This window comes from Coprococcus sp. AM97-35 (genome assembly GCF_027697525.1).
GTDB classification, from domain to species: domain Bacteria; phylum Bacillota; class Clostridia; order Lachnospirales; family Lachnospiraceae; genus Allocoprococcus; species Allocoprococcus comes.
This window is the reverse complement of sequence record NZ_JAQESL010000004.1, coordinates 54,870-78,834: the sequence shown is the minus strand read 5'-3', so window position 1 is coordinate 78,834 and position 23,965 is coordinate 54,870. Positions and strand designations below refer to the sequence as shown.

The 23,965-nt window shown below is 43.1% G+C and carries 23 protein-coding genes; 18 read left to right on the top strand and 5 right to left on the bottom strand.

Translation table 11 applies throughout. The features are described from left to right. Positions 1-23 precede the first annotated feature (23 nt). The 10 genes from PG840_RS05220 to PG840_RS05175 all read left to right on the top strand — a co-directional run bounded on the left by PG840_RS05220 (position 24) and on the right by PG840_RS05175 (position 9,061). Positions 24-887, top strand: a complete 864-nt coding sequence (locus PG840_RS05220) for a transporter substrate-binding domain-containing protein (RefSeq protein WP_117835104.1) — start codon at positions 24-26, stop codon at positions 885-887. Beyond that, positions 887-1,630: an amino acid ABC transporter permease gene (locus PG840_RS05215; protein ID WP_055158585.1), complete on the top strand. Its 744-nt coding sequence runs from the start codon at positions 887-889 to the stop codon at positions 1,628-1,630. The genes PG840_RS05220 and PG840_RS05215 overlap by 1 nt, the downstream gene beginning before the upstream one ends. A 3-nt stretch (positions 1,631-1,633) precedes the next feature. Continuing rightward, a complete protein-coding gene (locus PG840_RS05210) occupies positions 1,634-2,392 on the top strand; it encodes an amino acid ABC transporter ATP-binding protein (protein WP_055249387.1) in 759 nt (252 codons plus the stop codon). A gap of 69 nt (positions 2,393-2,461) precedes the next feature. Further along, complete coding sequence (locus PG840_RS05205; RefSeq protein ID WP_270205586.1) at positions 2,462-3,052, top strand: glutathione S-transferase C-terminal domain-containing protein; 591 nt, start codon at positions 2,462-2,464, stop codon at positions 3,050-3,052. 16 nt (positions 3,053-3,068) lie between these two features. Further along, complete coding sequence (locus PG840_RS05200; RefSeq protein WP_008369942.1) at positions 3,069-3,503, top strand: GNAT family N-acetyltransferase; 435 nt, start codon at positions 3,069-3,071, stop codon at positions 3,501-3,503. Between the two features lie 89 nt (positions 3,504-3,592). Then, positions 3,593-4,732 carry a trans-sulfuration enzyme family protein gene (locus PG840_RS05195; protein WP_270205585.1) on the top strand — a complete coding sequence of 380 codons (1,140 nt, stop codon included), beginning with the start codon at positions 3,593-3,595 and terminating at the stop codon, positions 4,730-4,732. 108 nt (positions 4,733-4,840) lie between these two features. Beyond that, positions 4,841-5,968, top strand: coding sequence for a M20/M25/M40 family metallo-hydrolase (locus tag PG840_RS05190; protein ID WP_195502137.1), 1,128 nt, complete (start codon positions 4,841-4,843; stop codon positions 5,966-5,968). Positions 5,969-6,183: 215 nt separating this feature from the next. Further along, positions 6,184-7,473, top strand: a complete 1,290-nt coding sequence (locus tag PG840_RS05185) for an O-acetylhomoserine aminocarboxypropyltransferase/cysteine synthase family protein (protein WP_008369949.1) — start codon at positions 6,184-6,186, stop codon at positions 7,471-7,473. A gap of 88 nt (positions 7,474-7,561) precedes the next feature. After that, complete coding sequence (locus PG840_RS05180; protein WP_055156213.1) at positions 7,562-7,756, top strand: hypothetical protein; 195 nt, start codon at positions 7,562-7,564, stop codon at positions 7,754-7,756. Positions 7,757-7,927: 171 nt separating this feature from the next. Then, a complete protein-coding gene (locus tag PG840_RS05175; RefSeq protein WP_195502138.1) occupies positions 7,928-9,061 on the top strand; it encodes an ATP-binding protein in 1,134 nt (377 codons plus the stop codon). Positions 9,062-9,201: 140 nt separating this feature from the next. Here PG840_RS05175 and PG840_RS05170 read toward each other — a convergent pair whose 3' ends face one another. From PG840_RS05170 to pepT, 4 genes are all read right to left on the bottom strand, one after another. After that, positions 9,202-10,686: a sensor domain-containing diguanylate cyclase gene (locus PG840_RS05170; protein WP_270205584.1), complete on the bottom strand. Its 1,485-nt coding sequence runs from the start codon at positions 10,684-10,686 to the stop codon at positions 9,202-9,204. Between the two features lie 170 nt (positions 10,687-10,856). Further along, a complete protein-coding gene (gene pepV / locus PG840_RS05165; RefSeq protein WP_270205583.1) occupies positions 10,857-12,233 on the bottom strand; it encodes a dipeptidase PepV in 1,377 nt (458 codons plus the stop codon). 30 nt (positions 12,234-12,263) lie between these two features. Continuing rightward, positions 12,264-13,763 (bottom strand): YfcC family protein, encoded by a 1,500-nt coding sequence (locus PG840_RS05160; RefSeq protein ID WP_173826119.1) that lies wholly within the window; start codon positions 13,761-13,763, stop codon positions 12,264-12,266. Positions 13,764-13,781: 18 nt separating this feature from the next. Beyond that, positions 13,782-15,002, bottom strand: a complete 1,221-nt coding sequence (pepT, locus tag PG840_RS05155) for a peptidase T (protein WP_118198896.1) — start codon at positions 15,000-15,002, stop codon at positions 13,782-13,784. A gap of 250 nt (positions 15,003-15,252) precedes the next feature. On the opposite strand from pepT, the gene PG840_RS05150 reads away from it, so the two are divergent. From PG840_RS05150 to fliB, 3 genes are read left to right on the top strand one after another with little or no spacing between them, the layout of a single operon-like run. Beyond that, positions 15,253-15,954, top strand: a complete 702-nt coding sequence (locus PG840_RS05150) for a helix-turn-helix domain-containing protein (protein ID WP_117557557.1) — start codon at positions 15,253-15,255, stop codon at positions 15,952-15,954. 13 nt (positions 15,955-15,967) lie between these two features. Next, positions 15,968-16,609: an endonuclease III domain-containing protein gene (locus tag PG840_RS05145; RefSeq protein ID WP_195502141.1), complete on the top strand. Its 642-nt coding sequence runs from the start codon at positions 15,968-15,970 to the stop codon at positions 16,607-16,609. After that, positions 16,610-17,746, top strand: a complete 1,137-nt coding sequence (fliB, locus tag PG840_RS05140) for a flagellin lysine-N-methylase (RefSeq protein WP_195502142.1) — start codon at positions 16,610-16,612, stop codon at positions 17,744-17,746. Positions 17,747-17,833: 87 nt separating this feature from the next. On the opposite strand, the gene PG840_RS05135 is transcribed toward fliB, so the two are convergent. Continuing rightward, positions 17,834-19,282 (bottom strand): 4Fe-4S dicluster domain-containing protein, encoded by a 1,449-nt coding sequence (locus PG840_RS05135; RefSeq protein ID WP_270205582.1) that lies wholly within the window; start codon positions 19,280-19,282, stop codon positions 17,834-17,836. Positions 19,283-19,500: 218 nt separating this feature from the next. Between PG840_RS05135 and PG840_RS05130 the strand changes: the two genes are divergently transcribed. The 5 genes from PG840_RS05130 (at position 19,501) to PG840_RS05110 (ending at position 23,865) form a co-directional block, all read left to right on the top strand. Next, positions 19,501-20,385 (top strand): YitT family protein, encoded by an 885-nt coding sequence (locus PG840_RS05130; RefSeq protein ID WP_082424298.1) that lies wholly within the window; start codon positions 19,501-19,503, stop codon positions 20,383-20,385. A gap of 12 nt (positions 20,386-20,397) precedes the next feature. After that, entirely contained in the window at positions 20,398-20,775 is a 378-nt protein-coding gene (locus tag PG840_RS05125) for a DUF3783 domain-containing protein (protein WP_118217411.1), read from the top strand. A gap of 82 nt (positions 20,776-20,857) precedes the next feature. Next, positions 20,858-21,088, top strand: coding sequence for a hypothetical protein (locus tag PG840_RS05120; RefSeq protein ID WP_270613403.1), 231 nt, complete (start codon positions 20,858-20,860; stop codon positions 21,086-21,088). A gap of 156 nt (positions 21,089-21,244) precedes the next feature. Further along, complete coding sequence (locus PG840_RS05115; RefSeq protein ID WP_117557547.1) at positions 21,245-23,035, top strand: aminopeptidase P family N-terminal domain-containing protein; 1,791 nt, start codon at positions 21,245-21,247, stop codon at positions 23,033-23,035. After that, positions 23,005-23,865 (top strand): deoxyribonuclease IV, encoded by an 861-nt coding sequence (locus PG840_RS05110; protein WP_117557546.1) that lies wholly within the window; start codon positions 23,005-23,007, stop codon positions 23,863-23,865. Before PG840_RS05115 ends, PG840_RS05110 begins: the two co-directional genes overlap by 31 nt. The last annotated feature ends 100 nt before the right edge of the window (positions 23,866-23,965 follow it).

Sequence of the window (23,965 nt, the reverse complement as noted above, 5' to 3'; positions counted from 1 at the left end):
GACGAAAGACGAGGAAAAATATTATGAAAAAGTTGGCAAGCATTTTAGCAGTTACACTGGCAGCAGGAGTCCTGGCTACAGGATGCGGATCTTCTTCAGGAAGCGCTTCAAAGGACAGCTCTTCAGACAGTGGAAAGACAGTAATCAAAGCAGCAACCGGAGCAAACGCAAAACCATATGTCTATGTAGGCGATGATGGCAAGCCGGCAGGATACGATGTGGATGTACTGAATGCAGTTTTTGATAAACTTCCGGATTATGAACTGGAATATGAAGTGACTGATTTTGGATCTGTACTTTCCGGACTGAACAGTGGAAATTATCAGATCGGAGTTAACAACTTCTCTTACAACGAAGACCGTGGAGCAAGTTATCTTTACTCTTATCCATATGACAAGATCAGCTATGTATTCGTAACAAAGAAAGGTGGAAAAGAGATCAAATCATTTGAAGATGCAGCAGGACTTTCTTTTGAAGGTGGTACAGGAATCAGCGTATCCAATGCAGTAGAAGCATGGAATGAAAAGAATCCGGATAAAGCGATCAATATTACTTACTCGGATGCAGATACATCTGTATTTTTACAGCATGTAGCAGACGGATCGCAGGATTTTACGATCATCGATCTGGCAATGTACAACTCTTACATGGAAGAATTTAACTATGATGTGCAGAAAAATGATATTCCGGAAGATGAAGCAAAAATGATTGCAGAAAACTCTTATGCATATTATATTTTCCCACAGGATCAGAAAGATTTAAGAGAACAGGTAGACAAAGCGCTGAAGGAGCTGAAGGAAGACGGAACCCTGACTGAGATCAGTAAAAAATGGTATGGTCAGGATGCCGCACCGGAGGATGATAAGTTCGAGGAGACGATTAACTAATGGGTAAATTATTTGATGGAAAACTGGTATTTACACAGATACCGCTACTTTTAAAATATCTTCCGGTCACAATGGAACTGGCTGTCACAGCAATGATCGCCAGTCTCATCCTGGGACTGCTCCTTGCACTTGTGAAGATTAAAAAGGTACCGGTACTGAAACAGCTGGTAAGTATCTATATCTCGGTTATCCGCGGAACGCCGATCCTGGTTCAGTTATATGTGACTTATTTCGGTATTCCGATGCTCCTGAAATATATCAATTTTAAATGTGGAACCAACTACAATGTCAATGGAGTCGCACCAATCGTATATGCATTCGTTGCTCTGGCACTCAATGAATCTGCATTTAACGCAGAGATCATCCGTGCCTCTCTTGAATCAGTAGATAAAGGACAGGTTGAGGCAGCAAGCGCTTTAGGAATGAATTATTTCCAGGCATTGATAAGGATCATCCTTCCGGAGGCAACCGTGGTAGCACTCCCATCCCTTGGAAATGCATTTATCGGACTGATCAAAGGAACTTCTCTTGCATTTGTCTGTTCCGTAGTGGAGATGACCGCAGAAGGAAAGATTCTTGCGGGAAGAAATTACCGTTATTTTGAAGTGTATATCTCACTGGCAATTATTTACTGGGTAATTACTTTCGTACTTGAGAGAGTGATCAGCTATCTTGAGAAAAAGCTCCGGGTACCGGAAGATGCACCGGCACTTTTAGATATCAGAGATACAGAGGTGGAATAAGGTATGATCGAAATCAAAAATATATCAAAAACATTTAAAAATAATAAGGTTCTTGATGGGATCGACCTTACCATCAATCAGGGAGATGTCGTAGCGATCATCGGACCTTCTGGAACAGGAAAATCCACATTTTTAAGATGTGTGGACAGACTGGAAAAACCGGAAACCGGAACCATAACGATTGACGGTGAGACACAGGATCTTGCACATATTCATGGCAAAGATTTGACAGAGCTTCGGAAAAAGACCGGCATGGTTTTTCAGAATTTCAATCTTTTTTCAAAGAAGACAGCGCTTCAGAATGTAATGGAGGGGCTGATCGTGGTAAAGAAGATGAAAAAAGAGGAAGCAGAAAGGATTGCGAGAGAGCAGCTTAAAAATGTAGGTCTTCTGGATCACGCAAACCATTATCCGAGACATATGTCAGGTGGTCAGCAGCAGAGGGTTGCAATCGCAAGAGCACTTGCGATGGAGCCAAAGCTTTTGCTTCTGGATGAGCCGACATCTGCACTGGATCCGGAGCTTGTCGGAGAAGTTCTGGATACGATCAAAAAAGCGGCAAATGAAGGATATACAATGCTTCTGGTGTCTCATGAGATGAGCTTTGTACGAAACGTTGCAACCAGAGTGATCTTCCTGGACGGAGGAAAGATCCTGGAAGACGGAACGCCGAGAGAAGTGTTTGGAAATCCAAAGAACGAACGTGTCAAAGAGTTCTTTACAAAGATCAACCGGATGGAAGAACCGGATTATTCAATTTAAGAGAAAAACAAAATCGGTTGAGGGATCAGTCGATTTTTTCCAACAGGATAAAAGAAGGGAGCGAAAGCAATGAGTATCAGACTGGTGACAGACAAGGAAAATGTAGATTATCAGGCAGTGGCAGATATTTTAGACCATTTTGGACTGAGTCATTTTGATGCCGCTACAGAAGAAAAAATATTTAAGAACAGCTATGCGACGGCATTTATTTACGATGGAGGCCAGGTAGTTGGCTGTGCGAGGGCAATTTCCGATGGCGTGTGTCAGGCTGCAATCTACAATGTGGCACTTCTGGAAGAAGGCTATCGTTTTGGTGAAAACGATTATGAGAGAAGGCTTGCAAACCAGAGATACTTATTTGGTGACAGACTGACTGAATCTGATGTGCGTCTTTATGTGACACTGGTACGATTTGACTGTGCATATTATCCGGTATTTCGTCTGAATAAAAAGCTTCTCCGCGATTATCCGAATCTGTGGGCATATGCAAGAGATTTGTATCAGACACCGGGATTTGGCGACACAACGAATTTTGCGGCGATCAAGAAGCATTATCATATTGATTGCTGCCCATCCAATGAGTTTGCAATCGTGCCGAACGGACCGGATGAATCCTTATGGCTGACACCACACGGAAGAGAAAAATTATCCGGAAAATAAAGAAAGCGGGGAATGAATGATGAAAGCAGTCAGAGTGACAGAAGAATGGCAGAGAGCCGGGGTACACTATGTGCGGACACAGGCAATGTGCCTGGGATTTAAGATCCCGCTTGAGGGAGAATTTTCAGATGACACACCGGAAGATGAATATATTCTGGTGATGGACGGAATTTATCCGGTATCCACCTGCAGGCTGCATTATCTGGATGAACATACCGGAAAAATTGAGCGCGTGGCAACACTGGAATCCTATAGGGGAAAACATTACGGACAGGCAGGAATCATTGAGGCGGAAAACTGGATGCGCGAAAAAGGTGTGACAAAAATCTATATCAATTCCAGAAAAGCGGCACTTGGATTCTATGAAAAGCTCGGCTATACCGCAGATTTTTCACAGGTAAGCGGCTCCGGAGAGTTTGAATGTGTGATGACGGAGAAAGAACTTGCGTAAATTTATGAAAAGAAAACTGGATTTTGGCAGAAAGATATTGTACAGTAAATAGCGACATTGATTTATAGAAACAGGAGAGATAGACAAGAATGAAGTACGGAATTGATACACGATGTCAGCATTTGGCTGACGATAATAAGGATGAAATATATGGGGCGATCAGTTATCCAATCTATCAGTCTGCAACATTTGCAAGAGACAGAGTAGGCGGAGGAAGTGGTTATGACTATTCCAGATTACAGAATCCGACGAGAGAACATCTTGAGAAGATCGTAGCATCGCTGGAAGAAGGAATCGATGCACTGGCATTTTCGACAGGAATGGCAGCAATCACAGCTCTGATGGAGATTTTCAAACCGGGCGATCACATCATCATTGATGAGGATCTTTATGGAGGAAGCGTCCGTCTGTTCCACAGCATTAATGTGAAAAATGGACTGACATTTACCAGCGTGGATTTAAGCAGTGTGGATGTAGAGGATTATATCCAGGATAACACAAAAGCAATTTATGCAGAGACACCGACCAATCCGATGATGCGTGTATCCGATCTGGAAGAACTTTCAAAGAAAGCAAAAAAACATGAACTTCTTCTGATCGTGGACAATACCTTTTTATCACCATATTTCCAGAATCCGCTGAAGCTTGGTGCTGACATTGTTGTGCATAGCGGGACAAAATATCTGGGTGGACATAATGACACACTTGCAGGTTTTCTGATAACAAACCGCGAGGACATTCAGGAACAGCTTCGTTTTATTATCAAGACGACAGGAGCAACCCTTGCACCGATGGACAGCTGGTTGATCCTCAGAGGGATCAAGACGCTTGGAGTCCGTATGGACAGGGCACAGGAAAATGCACTGAAGATCGCACATTTTCTGGAGAAGCAGGAGTATGTGACAAGGGTGCTTTATCCGGGACTTGAATCACATCCGGGTTACGAACTGATGAAAAAGCAGGCAAGAGGATTTGGTTCGATCCTGACCTTTGAAGTAGATTCCAAAGAGAGAGCATATCACATTCTGGAAAATGTAAAACTGATCCAGTTTGCGGAAAGCCTAGGAGGAACTGAGACTCTGATCACTTATCCGATCACCCAGACGCATGCGGATCTTTCCAAAGAAGAGCTTGACCGGAACGGAATCACAGACCGGATTTTAAGACTTTCCGTTGGAATCGAAGGCGCAGAGGATCTGATCGCAGACCTGGAAGCTGTATTAAAGTAGAAGTGTGAGTCAAGCGACAGACATCTGTGATGGAAGATGTACAGGACAGATGGACGATGACCGTTTTTAGATCGGAATAATGACCGTGCAGATAAGGAAGTGGCAGAAATGAGCAAAATAGAAGTAAATGAAAAAAGAGTAGTTGACGAATTTCAGGAACTGACTGCGATCGATGCACCAAGCTTTGGGGAGCGTCAGATGGCAGACCGGCTGATCGTGAAATTAAAAGAACTTGGTTTTGAAGTAGAGGAAGACAATGCCGGAGAACATTTCGGAGGAAATGCCGGAAACTTATATGCATATCTTCCGGGAGATCTTCCGGGAGATCCGGTCCTTTTGTCCGGTCATATGGATACGGTTGAGCCGTCCAAAGGCAAGAAAGGGATCATCGGAGAAGACGGTGTGATCCGTTCCGCAGGAAAAGCAGTTCTTGGAGCTGATGATGTGGCAGGACTTGTGGAGATTCTGGAAGGAATCCGCAGTGTAAAAGAAGCGGGAGTACCACACCGGGATATCGAGATTCTTTTTGCAATTGCAGAAGAGCTTTATATCAAGGGCAGCAGCGTATTTGATTTTTCAAAGGTTCGTGCAAAAGAAGCCTATGTACTGGATATCAGCGGACCGGTTGGAAGCGCGGCATATAAAGCACCGTCTCTGATTTCTTATCAGGTGGTAGTAACCGGGAAGGCATCCCACGCCGGATTTGATCCGGAGCACGGCGTTCATGCGATCGCTATTGCATCCGAAGCGATCACGCAGATCAGTCAGGGACATGTGGATGAAGAGACAACCTGCAATATCGGATTGATCGAAGGTGGAAGCGGAACGAACATTGTTCCGGAAAAATGTATTGTAAAGGGAGAAATCCGGAGCTATTCTCATGAAAAAGCGACTCGTTGTGTAGAAAAAGTGGGAAATACCTTCAAAAAGGTGGCTGAAAAACACGGAGCTGAATCAGAACTTACCTGCGAAGTTCATCTGATCGCTTATGAGACAGCAAAAGACAGTGTGCCGGTAAAACGGTTTGAAAGAGTAAGCAAAAAGCTGGGACTTGCAGGAAATCTTGTAGAGACATTTGGCGGAAGTGACAACAACAGCTTTGCGAAGAACGGGATTCCTGGACTGGTGCTGTCAAATGGAATGTACCAGGCACATTCGGTAAATGAATATACGACAATCAAAGATCTTGGGACAGGAGCAGAACTGATCGCCGGGCTGATCACCGATGAGCAGTAGTGGATGTTATTATACAGAAAAGACGCCAAAAGCGTCTTTTTTATATTGATAGAAGAAAAACAGATAAAACATATTGAAATTAAATGTTTTTAAAATAATTCCCTATTAACCTATTGACAAAGTAGGTAAAAGTGGATATAATGCAACTATCAAATTTGAAAGATCACTATAGAGATCACGATACATCAGACAGTAGAAAAGAGAGGTAGAAAAATATGAGCGATTATAAATTTGAAACACTTCAGCTTCACGTAGGACAGGAAGAACCAGATCCGGCATCTGATGCCAGAGCAGTACCGATTTACCAGACAACATCTTATGTATTTAAGAACTCTGCACATGCAGCAGCAAGATTCGGACTTGCAGATGCAGGTAACATTTACGGACGTCTGACAAACTCTACACAGGACGTATTTGAAAAGAGAATCGCAGCACTTGAAGGTGGTGTGGCAGCTCTTGCAACAGCATCCGGAGCAGCTGCAATTACATATACCATCGAAGCACTTGCAGCAGATGGCGGACATATCGTAGCGCAGAAGACAATCTACGGTGGAAGCTTCAACCTTCTTGAACACACACTGACACATTACGGAATCACAACTACATTTGTAGATGCACATAACTTGAAAGAAGTAGAAGATGCAATTCAGGATAACACAAGAGCCATCTATCTTGAAACTCTTGGTAATCCGAACAGTGATATCCCGGATATCGATGCAATCGCTGAAATTGCACACAAGCATGGACTTCCGCTTGTAATCGACAACACATTCGGAACACCATATTTGATCCGTCCGATCGAACACGGAGCAGACATCGTTGTACATTCTGCTACCAAATTCATCGGTGGACACGGAACAACTCTTGGTGGAATCATCGTAGATTCCGGTAAATTTGACTGGAAAGCAAGTGGAAAATACCCGGCAATCGCAGATGCAAACCCAAGCTACCACGGAGTATCTTTCGTAGATGCAGCAGGTCCGGCAGCATTTGTAACTTACATCCGTGCAATCCTTCTTCGTGATATGGGAGCAACAATTTCTCCATTTAACGCATTCCTTCTGCTGCAGGGAACAGAGACACTGTCGCTTAGAATTGACCGTCATGTAGAAAATACAAAGAAAGTAGTAGAATACCTCTCTAATCATCCAATGGTAGAGCATGTGAACCATCCGTCACTGCCGAATCATCCGGATCATGCACTTTATGAAAAATATTTCCCGAATGGTGGAGCATCTATCTTCACATTCGAGATCAAAGGCGGACAGGAAGAAGCTCACAAGTTCATCGACAACCTGAAGATCTTTTCGCTGCTTGCAAATGTTGCGGATGTTAAGAGTCTTGTTATCCATCCGGCAACAACAACACATTCTCAGCTGACAGAAGAAGAACTGCTTGATCAGGGAATCAAACCGAACACAATCCGTCTTTCTATCGGTACAGAACATATCGATGATATCATCGCAGATCTTGAAGGTGGATTTGCAGCGGTTCAGGGCAAATAAATATTATACACACAGGAATTTTGGACGGAGGTTTTTCGAAACCTTCGTCTTTTTCGATGTGCACAGAAAATTTTAAGGAGAAAACACTATGACAAAGGCACAGATCAGAAAAAATGCTTTTCTGAAATCCATTCCGATCATGTGCAGTTACATTTTCGTAAGCATGGCATATGGGATTATGATGGAAAATGCCGGATTTGGCTGGTACTATTCACTGTTTGTCAGTCTTGCATTTCCGAAAGGAATTGCGGCAGTCAGGAGTGTTGAAAATGCTGTGCGATAAGCGGAAATCCGGTATTTTCGGATGGATCTCCCTTTGACCAGATGAACAGATTATGCTATGATATGTACCGATACACACGTATTTTTTATTTGACAACAATCCAGATGGAACTTTCTGTTCAATAAAGAGGATTATGTGTCAGGATACATTCTTTTTACAAGGAGAAAATCAATGAGTATAGATATTACGATCGAGGAAATGGAAACGCTTCCTGCAGAGTCCTACGAGCTTTTTGATATCCGTGGCGAGATTGAGCGCGCCCATGGAATCCTGCCGAATTCAGTGGCAAGCTCAGCAGATGCACTGATGGAGAATCCGCCGGAAGATAAGGAAAAGAAGATCATTATCTGCTGCAGCAGAGGACAGATCAGCAGGGATATCGCAGAAGAACTGCAGGATCAGGGATATGAAGCATACAGCCTGAAGGGCGGTTATGTTGGATGGCTGATGGCAGATATGAAGAAAAAGGAAGCAGATGATGTCTGTGAACATGTGGAGCTTAGTATCCGCAAGAAGTTCAAAAAGAAGATATGGTCCAAATTTACAAAAGCTGTCAGAGAATATGAACTGGTCAAAGAAGGTGACCGGATCGCAGTATGTATTTCCGGTGGAAAAGATTCAATGCTGATGGCAAAGCTTTTCCAGGAATTAAAGCGTCACAACAAATTTAACTTTGAAGTAAAGTTCCTGGTGATGGATCCGGGATACAGTCCGGAGAACCGGAAGGTCATTGAAGAAAATGCAAGGAAGATGAAGATTCCGATCCGGATTTTTGAATCCAATATTTTTGAATCGGTATTTGAGATTGAAAAATCACCGTGTTATATCTGTGCAAGGATGAGACGTGGATATCTTTATAATTTTGCACAGCAGATGGGCTGCAACAAAATCGCACTGGGACATCATTATGATGATGTGATTGAGACGATTCTGATGGGAATGCTCTACAGTGCACAGGTGCAGACTATGATGCCGAAGCTTCACAGTACAAATTTTGAAGGGATGGAACTGATCCGCCCGATGTATCTGATCCGTGAGGATGACATCAAGGCATGGAGAGATTACAATGACCTGCATTTTATTCAGTGTGCATGTAAGTTTACCGATACCTGCACAACCTGCAACAATGAAGAAAATCAGTCAAAGCGTATGGAGATCAAAAAGCTGATTGCAGAGCTTAAGAAGACGAACCCGTTTGTGGAGGGCAATATTTTCAAGAGTGTGGAAAATGTCAATCTGGATACGGTTGTCGGCTACAAGGCAAAAGGTGTAAGACACAATTTCCTGGATACTTACGATGATTAAAAATGACTGGATGTGCCGGAGGCGTATCTGAGATAGAAAGAAGAATGAAATTCCCGTCGGGCAGGTACAGGATCTGCCCGGCGGGAATTTTGAGATTAAATGACAGGAATATTGACCTGTACCAGAATTCCTGACGTTGATCAGGATAAAACGGTTTCCTGCTGGTTCTTGATATCGTGGTAAATAACAAAACGTCCACGTCCGTTGTGCTTAGCTGTATACAGAGCATGATCAGCAAGGCGGTATAATTGGCTGAAAGATTCAGCATCCGTTGGAGCAACAGCACAGCCGATACTGCAGGAAAGTTTCCGGCCATTTAGTTCCGGGATATCTACATTTTGAAGATTTGTATAGAGCTTTTGCAAATGCAGATGGATACTGTAATCCAGACGTACATTTTTCATCAGGATCATAAATTCGTCACCACCGACACGACCGATGATATCGGTTGTCCGAAACTGTTCTTTCAGAAATCCGGCAAATATTTTCAGTACCTGGTCACCGGTTGCATGTCCATAAGTATCATTGATCTGCTTGAAATAATCCATGTCGATCATCATTAAAGCCTGTAAATCTTCAAAATCTTTTTCGCGCAGCCATTCGGAAATCGTGTGTTCTGCATAAACTTTGTTCAGAAGTCCGGTCAGAGCATCTGTATGCGCCTGGCGAAGAAGCGAAGTCTGATTCTTCTGGTTGATCTTCCAGAGTGCGAAGATCAGAAGCAGCACAATGCAGATAAAAAAGGCGAACAGAATGATTTCAAAGTTGTTGATAAAAGCAAAGTGCTGACGGGCTTCGACAGCAGGAACGATATAGCAGAGCATCCAGTCGTTGTACTTTAGTGGCTGGTAGGAAATATAGCGTGCATGTGATAAATCTGCTGTAATCTTGCGGCAGTTTGCGTGTCCTTGCTTAAAATCTTCCTGAAGGGTAGCGCCATCTTCCGAGGTCTGAAATACCCAGTCAGAGGAAGAAGTAAAAAAGTTCTCCCGGATTTCGTTGTGAGTAGATTCAATGGAAATAATGTTGCCGTCCGAGTCTGTGATAAATGAGTAGCCGGAACCGGAATACAGATCCTCAAAGAGCATGGTAGTCAGTTTCGCGACATCGATGGAACCTCCAAAAACACCGATAATATTCTGATCTTTGTCATAAACAGGAACTGTGAGGACAACGAGGGTTTCGTTGTCTACGCTACTTGACAGAGGAGAACTAAGGACGCGTCTGCCTTCCAATGTCTTTTGAAAATAGTCCCGTGAACTTGCATCGGTATTCTTTCCATCGCTGGAGTGTCCGATACCGTCTGTAGAAAAAAGCATAAGCCGGTGAAAGGAGCTGGAAGAAGCCAGTTCAGCAAGAAGTTGAAGATTATCTCTACTGAACAGATCGGAAGTTGTTCCGAAGTATGCAGCAGGACTCTCCAGGAATTCATATTCTTTTTCCAGAACCAGTTCCAGGTGATCCTTTTGCTGCAGTGTGTTTTTTTGGATAACGTTCTGTACACTTTTATCAACGCTCTGTTGTACAAACCAGAAAAAAATCAGAAGTGTGAACGTCATTACAATCAGGAACGAAATGACAGCCGTTCCATATTGCATCAGTTCATGACGTGATATTTTTTTCATGTAAGCCCCCCTTATTTTGTACGTTAACAGATGAATTATCATTTTTTTAATTATAGCATGGATTTAACGAAATGTCATTTGAGAAATGTACAAAATGTATAAAACTTAAATAAAAAAAGGAATGAATAATGTAAGATATTAACAAATACATTACATTATTCATTCCGATTCTATTTTGCGAGTCTGTAAATGGCGTCCAGATAAATCTTCATCCAGATATCAAGCTTGTCAAGTTCCAGATATTCATTGGTCTGGTGCATCAGATCCGGCTGATCCGGTAAAAGTGCTCCGAAAGCAACACAGTTATCCAGTGCGCGCGCATATGAGCAGGCTCCGTCAACCAGAGGCATAGCAGATGAATCGCCAACAACGGTACGGTAGGATTCCAACAATGCTTGTACAAGGAAAGAATCTTTTGGGATATGAATCGATTCTGTGGCATTTGGATTTTCAAAACGGAATCCGGAGCCGCTTAAATGCTTCTGGATAAGCTCCTGTACCTGCATGCAGCGGTAAGTGACAGGAACACGATTGTCAATAGAAAAGATGACTTTATAATCCTGTACTTCGACCTTTCCTACATTAAAACTTAATTTACCGGAAATTTCATCGGAAAGATCAATTCCCAGTCCTTTGCCGGTCAGATCAAAACCGATGTACTTCATATAGAAGGCAGCGATTCTGGAAAGCTCATTTTGAAGTGGTAATTCAGAAACAGCTTTCATAAGTCCGCTGATCGCATTGATTCCGGTAGAAGGATGGGCGGCATGTGCGGCAACACCTTCTGCAGTCAGGCGAAGAGACGAGTCCATTCTGTCCAGTCGGAAATGGCAATTCGTCTGTGTTTCCCAGGAGAGAAGATTCTTATGGATCACAGCTTCCATTTCTTCGGGAAGCAGAACAGATGCGTGATCTGCAACTGCATTAAAAGCGTTTCCGCCGGATAGAACAAGCTCTTCCGTGATATCTGTTACAAGTTGATATTGGAAGACACCCTTCTCGGCATAAATAAGTGGAAATACAGCATCCGGTGTAAAAGACATCTGTGGAGCAGGGATTTTCTTTTGATTGAAATAATAATCCATGCATTTCCAGTCGGTTTCTTCATTGGCGCCAACGATGAAACGAATTCTCTTTTGCAGAGGAAGTTCCATTGCTTTCAGAATCTTTACTGCGTGCAGGCAGGCGAGAAGAGGACCTTTGTCGTCAAGAACACCGCGCCCGTAAAGATTTCCGTCTATGATTTCCGGTTTGAAAGGATCACAGATCCAGTTTCCGCTGCAGGGAACGACATCTACATGCCCAAGGATTCCCAGAATTTCATCCTGTTCTCCATAATCGGCATGTCCTGCGTAGTTGTCAAAATTTTCAACTGTAAGTCCCATTGAATTTGCTATTTCAAGAAAACAATCGAGAGCCTTTGCAGGACCTGCACCGAAAGGCATTCCTGCCTCCGGTGCTGCTTCCACACTGTTGATCGATACCAGTTTTATGATATCCTGGATCAGACTTTCCCGATCTGCTTTTATTTGTTTTTCAAAATCCATAACTGGCTTCCTCCTGTCTGGATAAGGTATTTATACATATAATTGAATGATTAGCATGATCGCACTGAATACGGTTGTCATACCCATAAGAGGCATGATAAATTTCAGCCATTTGTCATAGGTAACATCAACCATTGCAAGGGATGCAAGGATCAGTCCGGTCGGTGTGATGAAGGAAATCAGTCCAAGACCGTATGCGTATGCTGAAACGATGACGGATCTTGATACCCCAACGGTGTCGGCGAGCGGTGCCATGATCGGAATGGACAGAACCGCAAGACCGGAGGAAGAGGAAATGAAAAATCCAAGTACGATAAATACCAGCATCATAAGGATGATGAACAGGATCGGATTCATGCCGCTGATCGCTTTTGAGAAGAATTCAAGGATCGTATCAGAAATCATACCATCTTCCAGAATGACATTGATACCACGGGCAACACCGACAACCAGGGCAACACTCATCAGATCGGCAGCACCACCGATAAACTGATCCATAAAGTTCTTTTCGCCGATGCCGGAGGTAAAGGCGAGCAGGATCGCGCAGGCAAGGAAGAGAGCGGTCATATTATCAAACCACCATCCCTGTGCGACAAGTCCCCATACGAGTACACCAAAGGATACACCGAATACAAGCAGGGAAAGTTTCATTTTACCTGTAAATTCCGGAACCTCTCCCTGATGACCGTATTTCTGTAAATGGTATTCATACTGGTCATAGCAGATAGATTTAGACGGATCATCTTTTACCTTCTTTGCGTAACGAAGAATATAGATCAAGGTGATGATGATTCCGAGCACCAGTGCGATACCACGGATTCCCATTCCGTCAGCAAGGCTGATTCCGGCTGCGTTTGATGCATTTCCTACGGAAAACGGGTTAATGGTAGGGAACATGGTTCCGATGGAAGAACCCATATAAATGGCAGCGATACAGACCATAACATCGTATCCGGCTGCAAGGAATACCGGAACAAGGATCGGATACAGAGCAATGGTTTCTTCGGCAAGACCAAAGGTTGTTCCACCTGCCGCAATAATAATGGTAATCAAAATAATCAGGATATATTCTTTCCCTTTTGTGACTTTGGAAAGAGCGGCAATTGCTGCATTGAATGCGCCCATATAATTCAGGACACCGATACATCCGCCCAGAATGAATACGAAGAGGATGATATCAATGGTATCATATACACCTTTGATGGCAGCGAGAAGGATTTTGAATACTCCCTGTGGCTGTTGTTCTACTTTTTGATAAGTTCCCGGAACGGCAATTGGTTTGCTGATGCTTCCATCCAAAAATTTGTTCAGATTACCGGTGACACCAAGTTCATCCAACGTTTCCTGAGTGGGAGCCATTTCTGTAACGTCACCATCCGGTGTAGTGATTTCAAATACATCATGATCTGCGTTGTAGGTTAATTTGGAATAAAGTCCTGCCGGTACGATTGCGGTTAAAATAGCGGCAAAAATAAGGACGATAAATAATACGGTAAGCGCAGAAGGGAAAGAGATTTTTTTCTTTTTCATAATCGGTACCTCTGTTTTCTATTCGTTTGCAAATATTTTTACAAGTTCTACGATCACACGGACAGCAGCTTCCATGCCTTCTATGGTTACATGCTCTAATGGTCCGTGATAGCCATGACCTCCGGTGCCAAGGTTTGGACAAGGAAGTCCTTTGAAAGACAGCTTGCAGCCATCTGTGCCGCCTCTGATCGGAGAAATATCTTCCGGGACATTTGCGTTTGCACAAGCCTGTCTTGCGTAATCGATCAGATACATATGCTCTTTAATAATACATTCCATATTCTTATATTCGTCTGTCAGAGTCAAAGCAACTGTTCCCGCTCCCCAGAACTCATTTAAGGTTTTCTCGATATGGCGGAGTGTATTTTTTCGAGCCTCAAAGCTGTCTGTATCATGATCGCGGATAATATATTCAGCGATGGCATATCCTTCGTCGCCGTGAATACTCAGAAGATGGTAAAATCCTTCGTACTCTTCGGTATATCTCGGAATCTCATATCTTGGAAGCATATTGTTGATATCTGCTGCGATGAGAACCGCATTGATCATGACATTTTTTGCAGATCCGGGATGAACATTCTTCCCGTTGATTTCAAATTTTGCTTCACAGGCATTGAAATTCTGGTATTGGATCTCGCCTTCTCCATCTCCGTCCATTGTATAGGCAACTTCAGCATCAAAAGCTTCAAAATCGAAATGAGCAGCACCGCTTCCGCATTCTTCATCCGGTGTAAATGCTACACTGATCTGACCATGAGGAATCTGCTCTGTCTGCAGGATTTCCAGCAGCTGCATGATTTCTGCAATACCGGCTTTGTCGTCTACTCCGAGGATGGTATTTCCGTCAGAGGTAATTAAGGTACGTCCCTTTAAAGCTTTTAAATGTGGGAAATCCTTTGTGGTAAGAATTCTTCCACTGTCTCCAAGGACGAGATCTTCACCATTATAATCTGGTGTACAGACAGGATGAATTTCTCCTTCGCAGAATTCCTGAACGGTATCCATGTGTGCAATAAATCCCAGTTTTTTTCTGGTCTCATAACCGGGAGTAGCCGGGAGAATTCCATAGACAAAACACTTGTCATCCAGAATCACTTTGGTAAGTCCGAGATCTTTTAATTCATCGGCAAGGATTTTCGCAAGATTAAACTGACATGATGTAGTTGGAACCTTATCACTGTTTTCGTCACAAGGTGTTTTGATGGAAATGTATTTTAGTAATCTTTCTTCAACTTCCATTTGTAATCCCCTTTCATTTCTTCCTTGATTTTTAGTTACACAAATTTATGAGTTGATTGTGTTTGACAACCTCATTTTATGCGGATTAAACCAAAATGACAAAGGAGGTGTGTTTTATTGACAGGAAAAAAATGAACGTGTTATTATTGAAATAATAGAAAAAACATGCTGCAAAATGCAAATTTTGGAAAATGCGACGAAATTTATGCACATGTCATAAAAAAATTGATTTAAAGGAAAGAAAATTGGTATGAATGTAGATGAAAGAGTAGGTCAGAATATCAGAAAATACCGTATGGCGTATAATATGACCTTAAAAGAACTGGCGGTACTGTTACATAAGAGTGTGTCGACAGTTTCTAAATACGAAAAAGGAGATATTTCATTGGATATGTCGACATTTGTGGAGCTGTCACGGATTTTGAAAGTATCTCCGCTGGCAATTATTGGGGATGAGACTGCAAAAGAAGAGGAAGAATGCCGTTATGCAGAGAAGATCGAAAAATTGTATATGTATAGCTATGATGCAATCGGGAAGGTGATCATCAAAAGTGTGATCGAACAGCAGGTAGTTGAAGGAAATGGGAATCGATATAAAGTACATCTTTTTAATGATGTAAGTGAAATTCGGGAACCGGGAGATTGCAGTGGACTTTATACAGGAGAATATGAGAAAGAAGGCTTTATCGGAACCTATATGCTGCATAATCAGGCATTAAAGTCGGAGCATATCATGATTTCCTGTGTTAATAATCTGGTAAATCCCGGGCAGCAGCTTGCACTGGTATCGGGGTTGTCGAATTATACGATGCTTCCGATTACCTTTAAAGCAGTAATTTCAGAAAAAGAGATCGTGAATAAAGAAAAGCTGATGAATCTGCTTACCTTCAATAAAGACGATATCAAACAGATGAAACAGATTAATTATCTTACAATACAGAATATGAAGTAAAGAGGAGTAGAAAATGACGAAAAAACAAAGGACATTGGAAGTAATCGAACGCCTCCGAAAAGAATATCCGGATGCAGACTGTACTCTGGATTATGATCAGGCATGGAAACTTCTGGTCAGTGTGCGTCTTGCGGCACAGTGTACGGATGCAAGGGTAAATGTAGTCGTAGAAGGTTTATTTGCAAAATATCCGACAGTAGAGGCACTTGCAGAAGCAGATGTAAATAATATCGAAGAGATTGTACGTCCTTGTGGGCTTGGGAAAAGTAAGGCACGGGATATCAGTGCCTGTATGAAGATGCTTCGGGATGCGTATGGCGGAAAGATTCCGAAGGATTTTAATGCGATCTTAAAGCTGCCAGGTGTTGGGAGAAAGAGCGCGAACCTGATCATGGGAGATGTATTTGGTGAGCCTGCGATCGTAACGGATACCCATTGTATCCGTCTGGTGAACCGTATTGGACTGGTAGACGGGATTAAGGATCCGAAGAAAGTAGAGATGGAACTCTGGAAGCTGGTTCCGCCGGAGGAAGGAAGCGATTTCTGTCACAGACTGGTGTACCACGGAAGAGAAGTTTGTACGGCAAGGACGAAGCCGCACTGCGACAGATGCTGTCTGGCGGATATCTGTAAGAAGATAGGGGTAGAAAAATAAATGCAATATACAATTCCGGATTATTATAAAGAGTTCACCTGCATCGCAGACAAATGTGAAGATACCTGCTGTGCAGGGTGGAAGATTGTAATTGACAAAAAATCACTGAATAAATATAAGCATGTGAAAGGAAAATTCTGGTTTACGATGTTGAAATCCGTGGACTGGATCCGTGGCATTTTCAGGCAGGATAAAGAAAAGCGATGTGCATTTTTAAATGACTGTAATCTGTGTGAGATGTATGCGAATCTCGGAGAGAAAAGTCTGTGTAAAACCTGCCGCCTGTATCCGAGACATGTCGAGGAGTTTGAGGATGTACGGGAGATTACCCTGTCGGTATCCTGTCCAGAGGTGGCAAGGATTTTGATGGAGAAGAAAGAGCCGGTCCGTTTTCTTACTTATGAAAAAGAAGGAGAAGAGGAATACGAGGAATTTGATCCGTTTCTGTATTCTATGCTTGTAGATGCGAGAGATGCAATGCTTGGAATTCTGCAGGACCGGGAACATTCATTAAAAATAAGAGTGGGACTGATTTTTGGAATGGCGCATGATCTGCAGGGCAGATTTAACCGGGAACAGTTATTTTCCTGCGAGGAAGTCATTGAACGTTATCAGACAAAGAGTGCCAGAAAGTTTGTACGGAAACTTTGGAAAGAAGAAAAGCCGTCTGTGCAGGAAAGATGGGAGATGGCGCATAAGATGTTCCGGGAACTTTATGAATTGGAACTTCTACGTGAGGACTGGGATATGCTTCTGATGGAGAGCGAAGAACTTCTGTATTCACATGGAGCAGATGCGTATAAAGGAATCTCGTCTGACTTTAAGCGGTGGGCGAAGGAAGAGAGCAATATCCAGATCCAGGCAGAGCAGCTGCTGGTGTATTTCATTTTCACTTATTTCTGTGGCGCAGTTTATGATGGAAGGATTTATGCGAAGGTGCAGATGGCAGTAATAAGTACTTTCCATATTTATGAGCTGTGGAAAGCACGGTGGATAAAAAATGAAGGAGAGCTTACACCAGAAGAGATCGTAGAGCTGGTGTACCGGTATTCGCGGGAGATTGAGCATTCGGATAAGAATCTAGAGCGGATGGAAAAGATGATGCTGCGGGACAGGCTGCCGTGGTATAGGGGATAATAAATAGATGCGTGGTGTGTATAATTAGAATAAGGGAGTTTTACTTTATAACTGATTTCAGTGATAGAGCAAAACTCCCTTATAATTTTAATCTCTATGCATAGAGAACTTATTCATATCGTAATTCTTCAGGTTATCAAGAATTCCACGATCGTCAGCCTGAGAAATCAGGGTGTCACGGTTCTTCTTGGAAGCCATCTGGTCATTGAATGAACTTGGACCGCCGACACATCCGCCGTCACATGCCATACCTTCGATGAAGTCTTCCGGAAGACGTCCAACCTTCATGAGAAGGAGGGCTTTCTTACATTCCTGAGAACCATTTGCACGACAGACTTTCGCGTCGATGCAATTGTCAGATTCTTTCAGACTTTCCAGAACAGCTGCTGTTACACCGCCGGAATTTGCAAAGCGTTTTCCGAAGGTAGAAGCGGTCTGGTTGTCGTTCGGACAGGCCTCGAGCTCAACGCCTTTTGCTTTCATGATCGCACGGATCTCGCTGTATGTAAGAACATAATCTGCATTTCCTTCAATCTGCTGATCAACAACTTCGGATTTCTTAGCAAGGCAAGGTCCGATAAATACAGTGAGCGCTTCTGGATCCTGTGCTTTGATCATACGGGAAATTGCACACATCGGAGAAACAGTTGTTGAGATATTGTCAGCAAGCTGTGGGTAATGCAGGCGAACCATATTTACAAATGCAGGGCAGCAGGAAGTTACTTTTTTCTGTCCTTCTTTGTAAGCTTCAGCCCATTCCTCAGCTTCGTAAGCAGCAGTCATATCTCCACCGAGTCCTACATCGTAGAAATCTACGAATCCGAGCTCTTTCATTGCTTTGCGCCAGCTTTCCATGGTAATGTCAGCACCAAACTGACCTTCTGTGGCAGGAGCAGCCATTGCATAGATGTGTTTGCCTTCTCTTAAAGCATTGATTATCGGAACAATAAATGTTTTGGAAGCAATTGCACCGAATGGACAGCTGTGGATACATTTACCGCAGCGGATACATTTGTTTTTGTCGATTACGGAAATGCCATGCTCGTCGTAGGTGATTGCATCGACCGGACAACTGAATTTACACGGACGTTTTAAATGTGCAATGGCATTGTACGGACAGGCTTTGGCGCACTGACCACATTCTTTACATTTGGATGCGTCAATATGGGAACGGTAATGTCCCGGTTCAATTGCTCCAAACTTACATGCATTGATACATGCCTTTCCAAGACAGTTCTGACAGTTCTCTGTTACTGTGTAGCTGGAGATCGGACAGTCTTCGCAGGCAGAAGAAATAACCTGGATGATATTGCCATCATCTTCCGGTCCCGGAGCTTTGCCTTCTGCGAGGCGGATTCTCTGGCGGATGATCTCACGCTCTTTGTAGATACAGCAGCGGAACTGCGGTGTCGGTCCCGGAATAAGCTTCAGCGGGAGGTGATCACGTTGTTCTTCAAGTTCACCTGCAAAAGCAAGCTTTGCTACTTCGAACAGTACGTCATGTTTGATTTTGATTACGTTTCCATCAGCATTCATAATTAACCCTCTCTTCTCTAAATTGTTAAAAAATTCACTCTTCCTTTATTATAATTGAAACTACTATAAATGGAAAGAAGATTTCATGTTTTTAATGAGAAACATAGCGTAGAAGTTTGATGAGAAGTATGTTATGATGAATGTGCTATGTTGGGAAATATAGTGTGCCGCATATTTGGGGAAATAAGAGGCACCGGTATGAAAGAGAGGAAAGAAAATTGAAAGAGAAGAACAAAGCAAAAAACATATTGAAAGAGTATGCAACGATCACGGTAGGAATGTTTATTGTATCGGCATCAGTGTATTATCTGATGATGCCGAATTCCTTTGTTGTGGGAAGTATTTCGGGACTTGTCATGGTTCTGGCAAATTTTATTCCGCTGAAGGTTTCGACGATGACGATGATTCTAAATGTAGCACTTCTGATCATAGGGATTGTGTTTGTCGGAAAAGAATTCGGAGGTAAGACGGTCATTACATCTTTAATGCTCCCGGTTTATCTGCGTATTTTTGAAACAGTGACACCAGATGTTCCGCCGCTCACGGATGATATGTTTATCAATATGCTGTGCCATATTCTGGTGATCAGCATTGGACAGGCGATTTTGTTTAATGTCAATGCATCTTCTGGTGGGCTTGATGTTGTTGCAAAAGTTTTAAATAAATATTTGCATTTTGAAATTGGAAAGAGTCTTACGATCGCAGGATTTGTGACCGCTGCGACGTCTATCCTTGTCTACGACAGAAAGACACTGGTAGTGAGCCTTCTGGGAACTTATCTTTATGGGATTGTTCTGGATAATTTTATCGATGGTTTCAGTATCCGTAAGAGGGTGTGTATCCTGTCAAAGAAATATCCGGAGATCCAGCAGTTTGTTGTACATGAGCTGCACAGAGGGGCGACTCTTTATCCGGCAGTCGGAGGACTGGGCAATCAGGAACAGACAGAAGTGGTTACAATTCTGGAAAAGAGTGAATATGCAAAGCTTCTTGCATTTATCCATGAGACAGACCAGAGTGCGTTTGTTACGGTATCAACTGTCAGTGAGGTAATCGGAGAGTGGAATAAACATAAAAAGAACCGTTTGAGAAAAGCGGAGTAGTCGAGGAAATTTATGAGAGAAACAGTATTATTATTTAATATAAAAGATAAGAAGCGTGCGCAGGAGCTGCAGATGATCTGTATGTCACTCAGGATTCGGGTGCGACTGATAAAAAGAGAAGAGTATTTTCAGACGGTTGGTGTACTTGCCGGAATGAAAGAAGCGTCAGAGACAGACAGGATTTATGAGGGTGAAGAGCTGGCAGATGAGATGATGGTATTTGCCGGAGTGACAGGCAGCCATCTGGATCAGATTTTATTTATGATGCGAAAGAAGGGTATGAAACGTATTGATTATAAAGCGGTTCTGACAGACACAAACAGTCAGTGGACTGTGCCGGAACTTTTTAAAGAGTTGGAAAAGGAGCATGCGGCGATGCATCAGTCCTGATTTTACAGAAAAATCACATTTTTCCTATAGACAGAACAAGTTTTTCGGGTAGACTACCATTTGTGAAAATTTGCGAAAGGTGATGGAAGATGTCAAAAAAGGTGAAGATAATCGGATGTGTAGCGGACTTGTGACCGGACTTACAGGCAGTGCACAGGATCTGAATGAAAATGATGTGATTGACAGCGGATTTGCAGGAGTCTTTGCAGAGTATGATGCAGAACATAACTTGATTGCATCTTACATGATGGATGTGGAAAAATTTATATACAGAGTGTACAAATATTCTTTTGACGGATATTATTTCGAGTGATAAAGTGTCTGCTAATGGCAGATTGGGAGGATAGAAAAGGGAGTTGGAACAGGTAAGTTAGTCTTGCTGAATCCGACTCCTTTTCTTAGGTTGCTTTTCAAAAGTTTACGGGTTATAATGGTCAGAGAATGGAAAAATTAAAGGAGGTTTTTTAAAATGTCTACAATACCGGAAAGACTTGAAAAATTGCGTGCAAAAATGCAGGAAAAGGGAATAGATATTTATATTATTCCGACTGCAGATTTTCATCAGAGCGAATATGTGGGGGAGCATTTTAAAGCAAGAGAGTATATTACTGGATTTACGGGATCTGCAGGAACAGCAGTGGTTTCAAAGACAGAAGCACGCCTGTGGACAGACGGAAGATACTTTATCCAAGCGGCAAAGCAGCTGGAGGGAACAACAGTAGAACTGATGAAGATGGGACAGCCGGGCGTTCCGAAGATTGGGGAATATTTGGAAACAGCTCTGGCAGAAGGCGAAAATGTAGGATTTGATGGACGTGTTGTTTCTGTAACAGAAGGAGAGGAATACGAGAAGATCGCATCTGAGAAGAACGGAAAGGTCGTATATGCATATGATCTGATCGATGAAGTATGGGAAGACCGTCCGATTCTTTCAGAAGAGCCGGTATTTGAACTGGAACAGAAATACACAGGAGAGACTGTGGAGAGCAAGCTTGCACGTACACGTGCAGCAATGAAAGAAGCAGGTGCGACAGCACACGTTCTTACCACACTGGATGACATCTGCTGGACATTGAACATTCGTGGAAATGACGTAGAATATTTTCCGTTGGTTCTGACCTATGCAGTGATTAGAATGGATAAGGTGGATCTTTTTGTAAATGAGAAAAAATTAAGCGATGAGATCAAAGCACATCTTGCAGCAGACGGGGTTATTCTGCACCCATACAATGATATTTATGAGGACATCAAAAAGGTTGCAGCAGAAGAAGTCCTGATGGTAGATCCGGGAAGACTGAACTTTGCACTTTACAAGAACATTCCGGAGAATGTGAAGAAAGTGGAAGAGAGAAATCCGGCGATCTTATTCAAATGTGTAAAGAATCCGACAGAGGTCGAAAATATCCGTATCGCTGAGATCAAGGATAGCGTGGCTCATGTCAGATTTATGAAATGGCTGAAAGAAAATGTTGGCAAAGAGACGATCACAGAGATGAGCGCTTCTGACAAATTGGATGAGTTCCGTGCCGAGATGGGTGGATTTATCCGTCCAAGCTTCGGACCGATCTCTGCATTCGGGGAGCACAGTGCGATCGTACACTATTCTTCTTCACCGGAGACCGATGTAGAGCTTCATGAGGGAAGTTTCCTGATGACGGATACAGGAGCAGGATTCTACGAAGGATCTACTGATATCACCAGAACATATGCTTTTGGAGAAGTTTCACAGATCATGAAAGATCATTTTACACTGGTTGCGATCAGTAACCTGAATCTTGCAAGTCCGATCTTCAAGAAAGGCTGCTGCGGAATGAACTTTGATTATCTGGCAAGAAAGCCGTTTTGGGACAGAGGACTGGACTTTAATCACGGAACAGGACATGGGGTTGGATACCTTCTGAACATCCACGAGGGACCGGCAGGCTTCCGTTATACTTACAGAGCCGGTGAGTCTGATGCATTCCAGCCAGGTATGGTCATTACGGATGAACCGGGAATCTACATCGAAGGATCTCACGGTGTGCGTCTGGAAAATGAATTGCTTGTCTGTGAAGGCGAGAAGAATGAGTATGGAGAATTCCTGTATTTTGAACCGATTACTTATGTGCCATTTGACCTGGATGCGATCAATCCGGATATCATGAATGCAGAAGACAAGGAACGTCTGAATACTTATCATGCAACTGTATATGAGAAGGTGTCTCCTTATCTGAATGATGAAGAGAAAGAATGGCTGAAGAAGTATACGAGAGCGATCTAATAAATATGGTAATAGGAACACATATGTCGATTGCGAAAGGGATTGTGAAGACTGCAGAGAATGTGGTGAAGATGAATGCAGATACGATGCAGATTTTCAGCAGGAATCCGCGGGGATCGAATTATAAGGATCCGACGGTGAAGGAAGCGGAGGAGTTTCAGAGGATCAGGAGAGAGGCCGGTTTTGGAGCGATTCTGGCGCATGCACCTTATACGATGAATCTGGCGAGTGCGAAGCCGGAGGTGTATGAATTCGCCTGCACGGTGATCCGGGAAGATGTGACGCGGATGGACAGACTGGGGATTGAGAATCTGGTGTTTCATCCGGGAAGCCATACCGGAATTGGCGCAGAAGCAGGAATTCAAAATATCATTGCGGGGCTTGACCAGGCGATTACCGGAAAAGAGAATATTACGGTTCTGCTTGAGACAATGAGCGGAAAAGGGACAGAGATTGGCTGGAGATTTGAAGAGCTGAAAGCAATCCGCGACGGGGTATCACATCCGGAGCGGATCGGAATCTGTCTGGATACCTGTCATGTGTTTGCAGCAGGATATGATATTGTAAATAATCTGGACGGGGTGCTGGAAGAGTTTGACAAAGTACTTGGACTTGAGCTTTTGAGAGCGATTCATTTAAATGACAGTATGATGCCATTTGGTTCAAGAAAAGACCGGCATGCGGTGATCGGCGGCGGAGAGATCGGGATAGAGGCGCTTTTAAATGTCATGCGTCACCCGAAATTAAAAGATCTGCCGTTTTATCTGGAAACGCCACTGGATGATGCGGGGCATAAAGAAGAAATTGCAAGGCTTCGGGATCTTGCCTAGGTGGTCAGACAGATGGAAAAGAGTTGTTAAGGCGGTATCTGCAGGCTATAGATTGTACAGAAGATAAGTTTTATCACAGATACAGCGCGAGAAATCAAAA

What these genes read in the sequence shown, in the direction of transcription:
- PG840_RS05220 (WP_117835104.1), top strand. Translation starts at nt 24, where the DNA reads ATGAAAAAGTTGGCAAGCATTTTAGCAGTTACACTGGCAGCAGGAGTC.
- PG840_RS05215 (WP_055158585.1), top strand. Translation starts at nt 887, where the DNA reads ATGGGTAAATTATTTGATGGAAAACTGGTATTTACACAGATACCGCTA.
- PG840_RS05210 (WP_055249387.1), top strand. Translation starts at nt 1,634, where the DNA reads ATGATCGAAATCAAAAATATATCAAAAACATTTAAAAATAATAAGGTT.
- PG840_RS05205 (WP_270205586.1), top strand. Translation starts at nt 2,462, where the DNA reads ATGAGTATCAGACTGGTGACAGACAAGGAAAATGTAGATTATCAGGCA.
- PG840_RS05200 (WP_008369942.1), top strand. Translation starts at nt 3,069, where the DNA reads ATGATGAAAGCAGTCAGAGTGACAGAAGAATGGCAGAGAGCCGGGGTA.
- PG840_RS05195 (WP_270205585.1), top strand. Translation starts at nt 3,593, where the DNA reads ATGAAGTACGGAATTGATACACGATGTCAGCATTTGGCTGACGATAAT.
- PG840_RS05190 (WP_195502137.1), top strand. Translation starts at nt 4,841, where the DNA reads ATGAGCAAAATAGAAGTAAATGAAAAAAGAGTAGTTGACGAATTTCAG.
- PG840_RS05185 (WP_008369949.1), top strand. Translation starts at nt 6,184, where the DNA reads ATGAGCGATTATAAATTTGAAACACTTCAGCTTCACGTAGGACAGGAA.
- PG840_RS05180 (WP_055156213.1), top strand. Translation starts at nt 7,562, where the DNA reads ATGACAAAGGCACAGATCAGAAAAAATGCTTTTCTGAAATCCATTCCG.
- PG840_RS05175 (WP_195502138.1), top strand. Translation starts at nt 7,928, where the DNA reads ATGAGTATAGATATTACGATCGAGGAAATGGAAACGCTTCCTGCAGAG.
- PG840_RS05170 (WP_270205584.1), bottom strand. Translation starts at nt 10,686, where the DNA reads ATGAAAAAAATATCACGTCATGAACTGATGCAATATGGAACGGCTGTC.
- pepV (WP_270205583.1), bottom strand. Translation starts at nt 12,233, where the DNA reads ATGGATTTTGAAAAACAAATAAAAGCAGATCGGGAAAGTCTGATCCAG.
- PG840_RS05160 (WP_173826119.1), bottom strand. Translation starts at nt 13,763, where the DNA reads ATGAAAAAGAAAAAAATCTCTTTCCCTTCTGCGCTTACCGTATTATTT.
- pepT (WP_118198896.1), bottom strand. Translation starts at nt 15,002, where the DNA reads ATGGAAGTTGAAGAAAGATTACTAAAATACATTTCCATCAAAACACCT.
- PG840_RS05150 (WP_117557557.1), top strand. Translation starts at nt 15,253, where the DNA reads ATGAATGTAGATGAAAGAGTAGGTCAGAATATCAGAAAATACCGTATG.
- PG840_RS05145 (WP_195502141.1), top strand. Translation starts at nt 15,968, where the DNA reads ATGACGAAAAAACAAAGGACATTGGAAGTAATCGAACGCCTCCGAAAA.
- fliB (WP_195502142.1), top strand. Translation starts at nt 16,610, where the DNA reads ATGCAATATACAATTCCGGATTATTATAAAGAGTTCACCTGCATCGCA.
- PG840_RS05135 (WP_270205582.1), bottom strand. Translation starts at nt 19,282, where the DNA reads ATGAATGCTGATGGAAACGTAATCAAAATCAAACATGACGTACTGTTC.
- PG840_RS05125 (WP_118217411.1), top strand. Translation starts at nt 20,398, where the DNA reads ATGAGAGAAACAGTATTATTATTTAATATAAAAGATAAGAAGCGTGCG.
- PG840_RS05120 (WP_270613403.1), top strand. Translation starts at nt 20,858, where the DNA reads ATGGAAGATGTCAAAAAAGGTGAAGATAATCGGATGTGTAGCGGACTT.
- PG840_RS05115 (WP_117557547.1), top strand. Translation starts at nt 21,245, where the DNA reads ATGTCTACAATACCGGAAAGACTTGAAAAATTGCGTGCAAAAATGCAG.
- PG840_RS05110 (WP_117557546.1), top strand. Translation starts at nt 23,005, where the DNA reads ATGGCTGAAGAAGTATACGAGAGCGATCTAATAAATATGGTAATAGGA.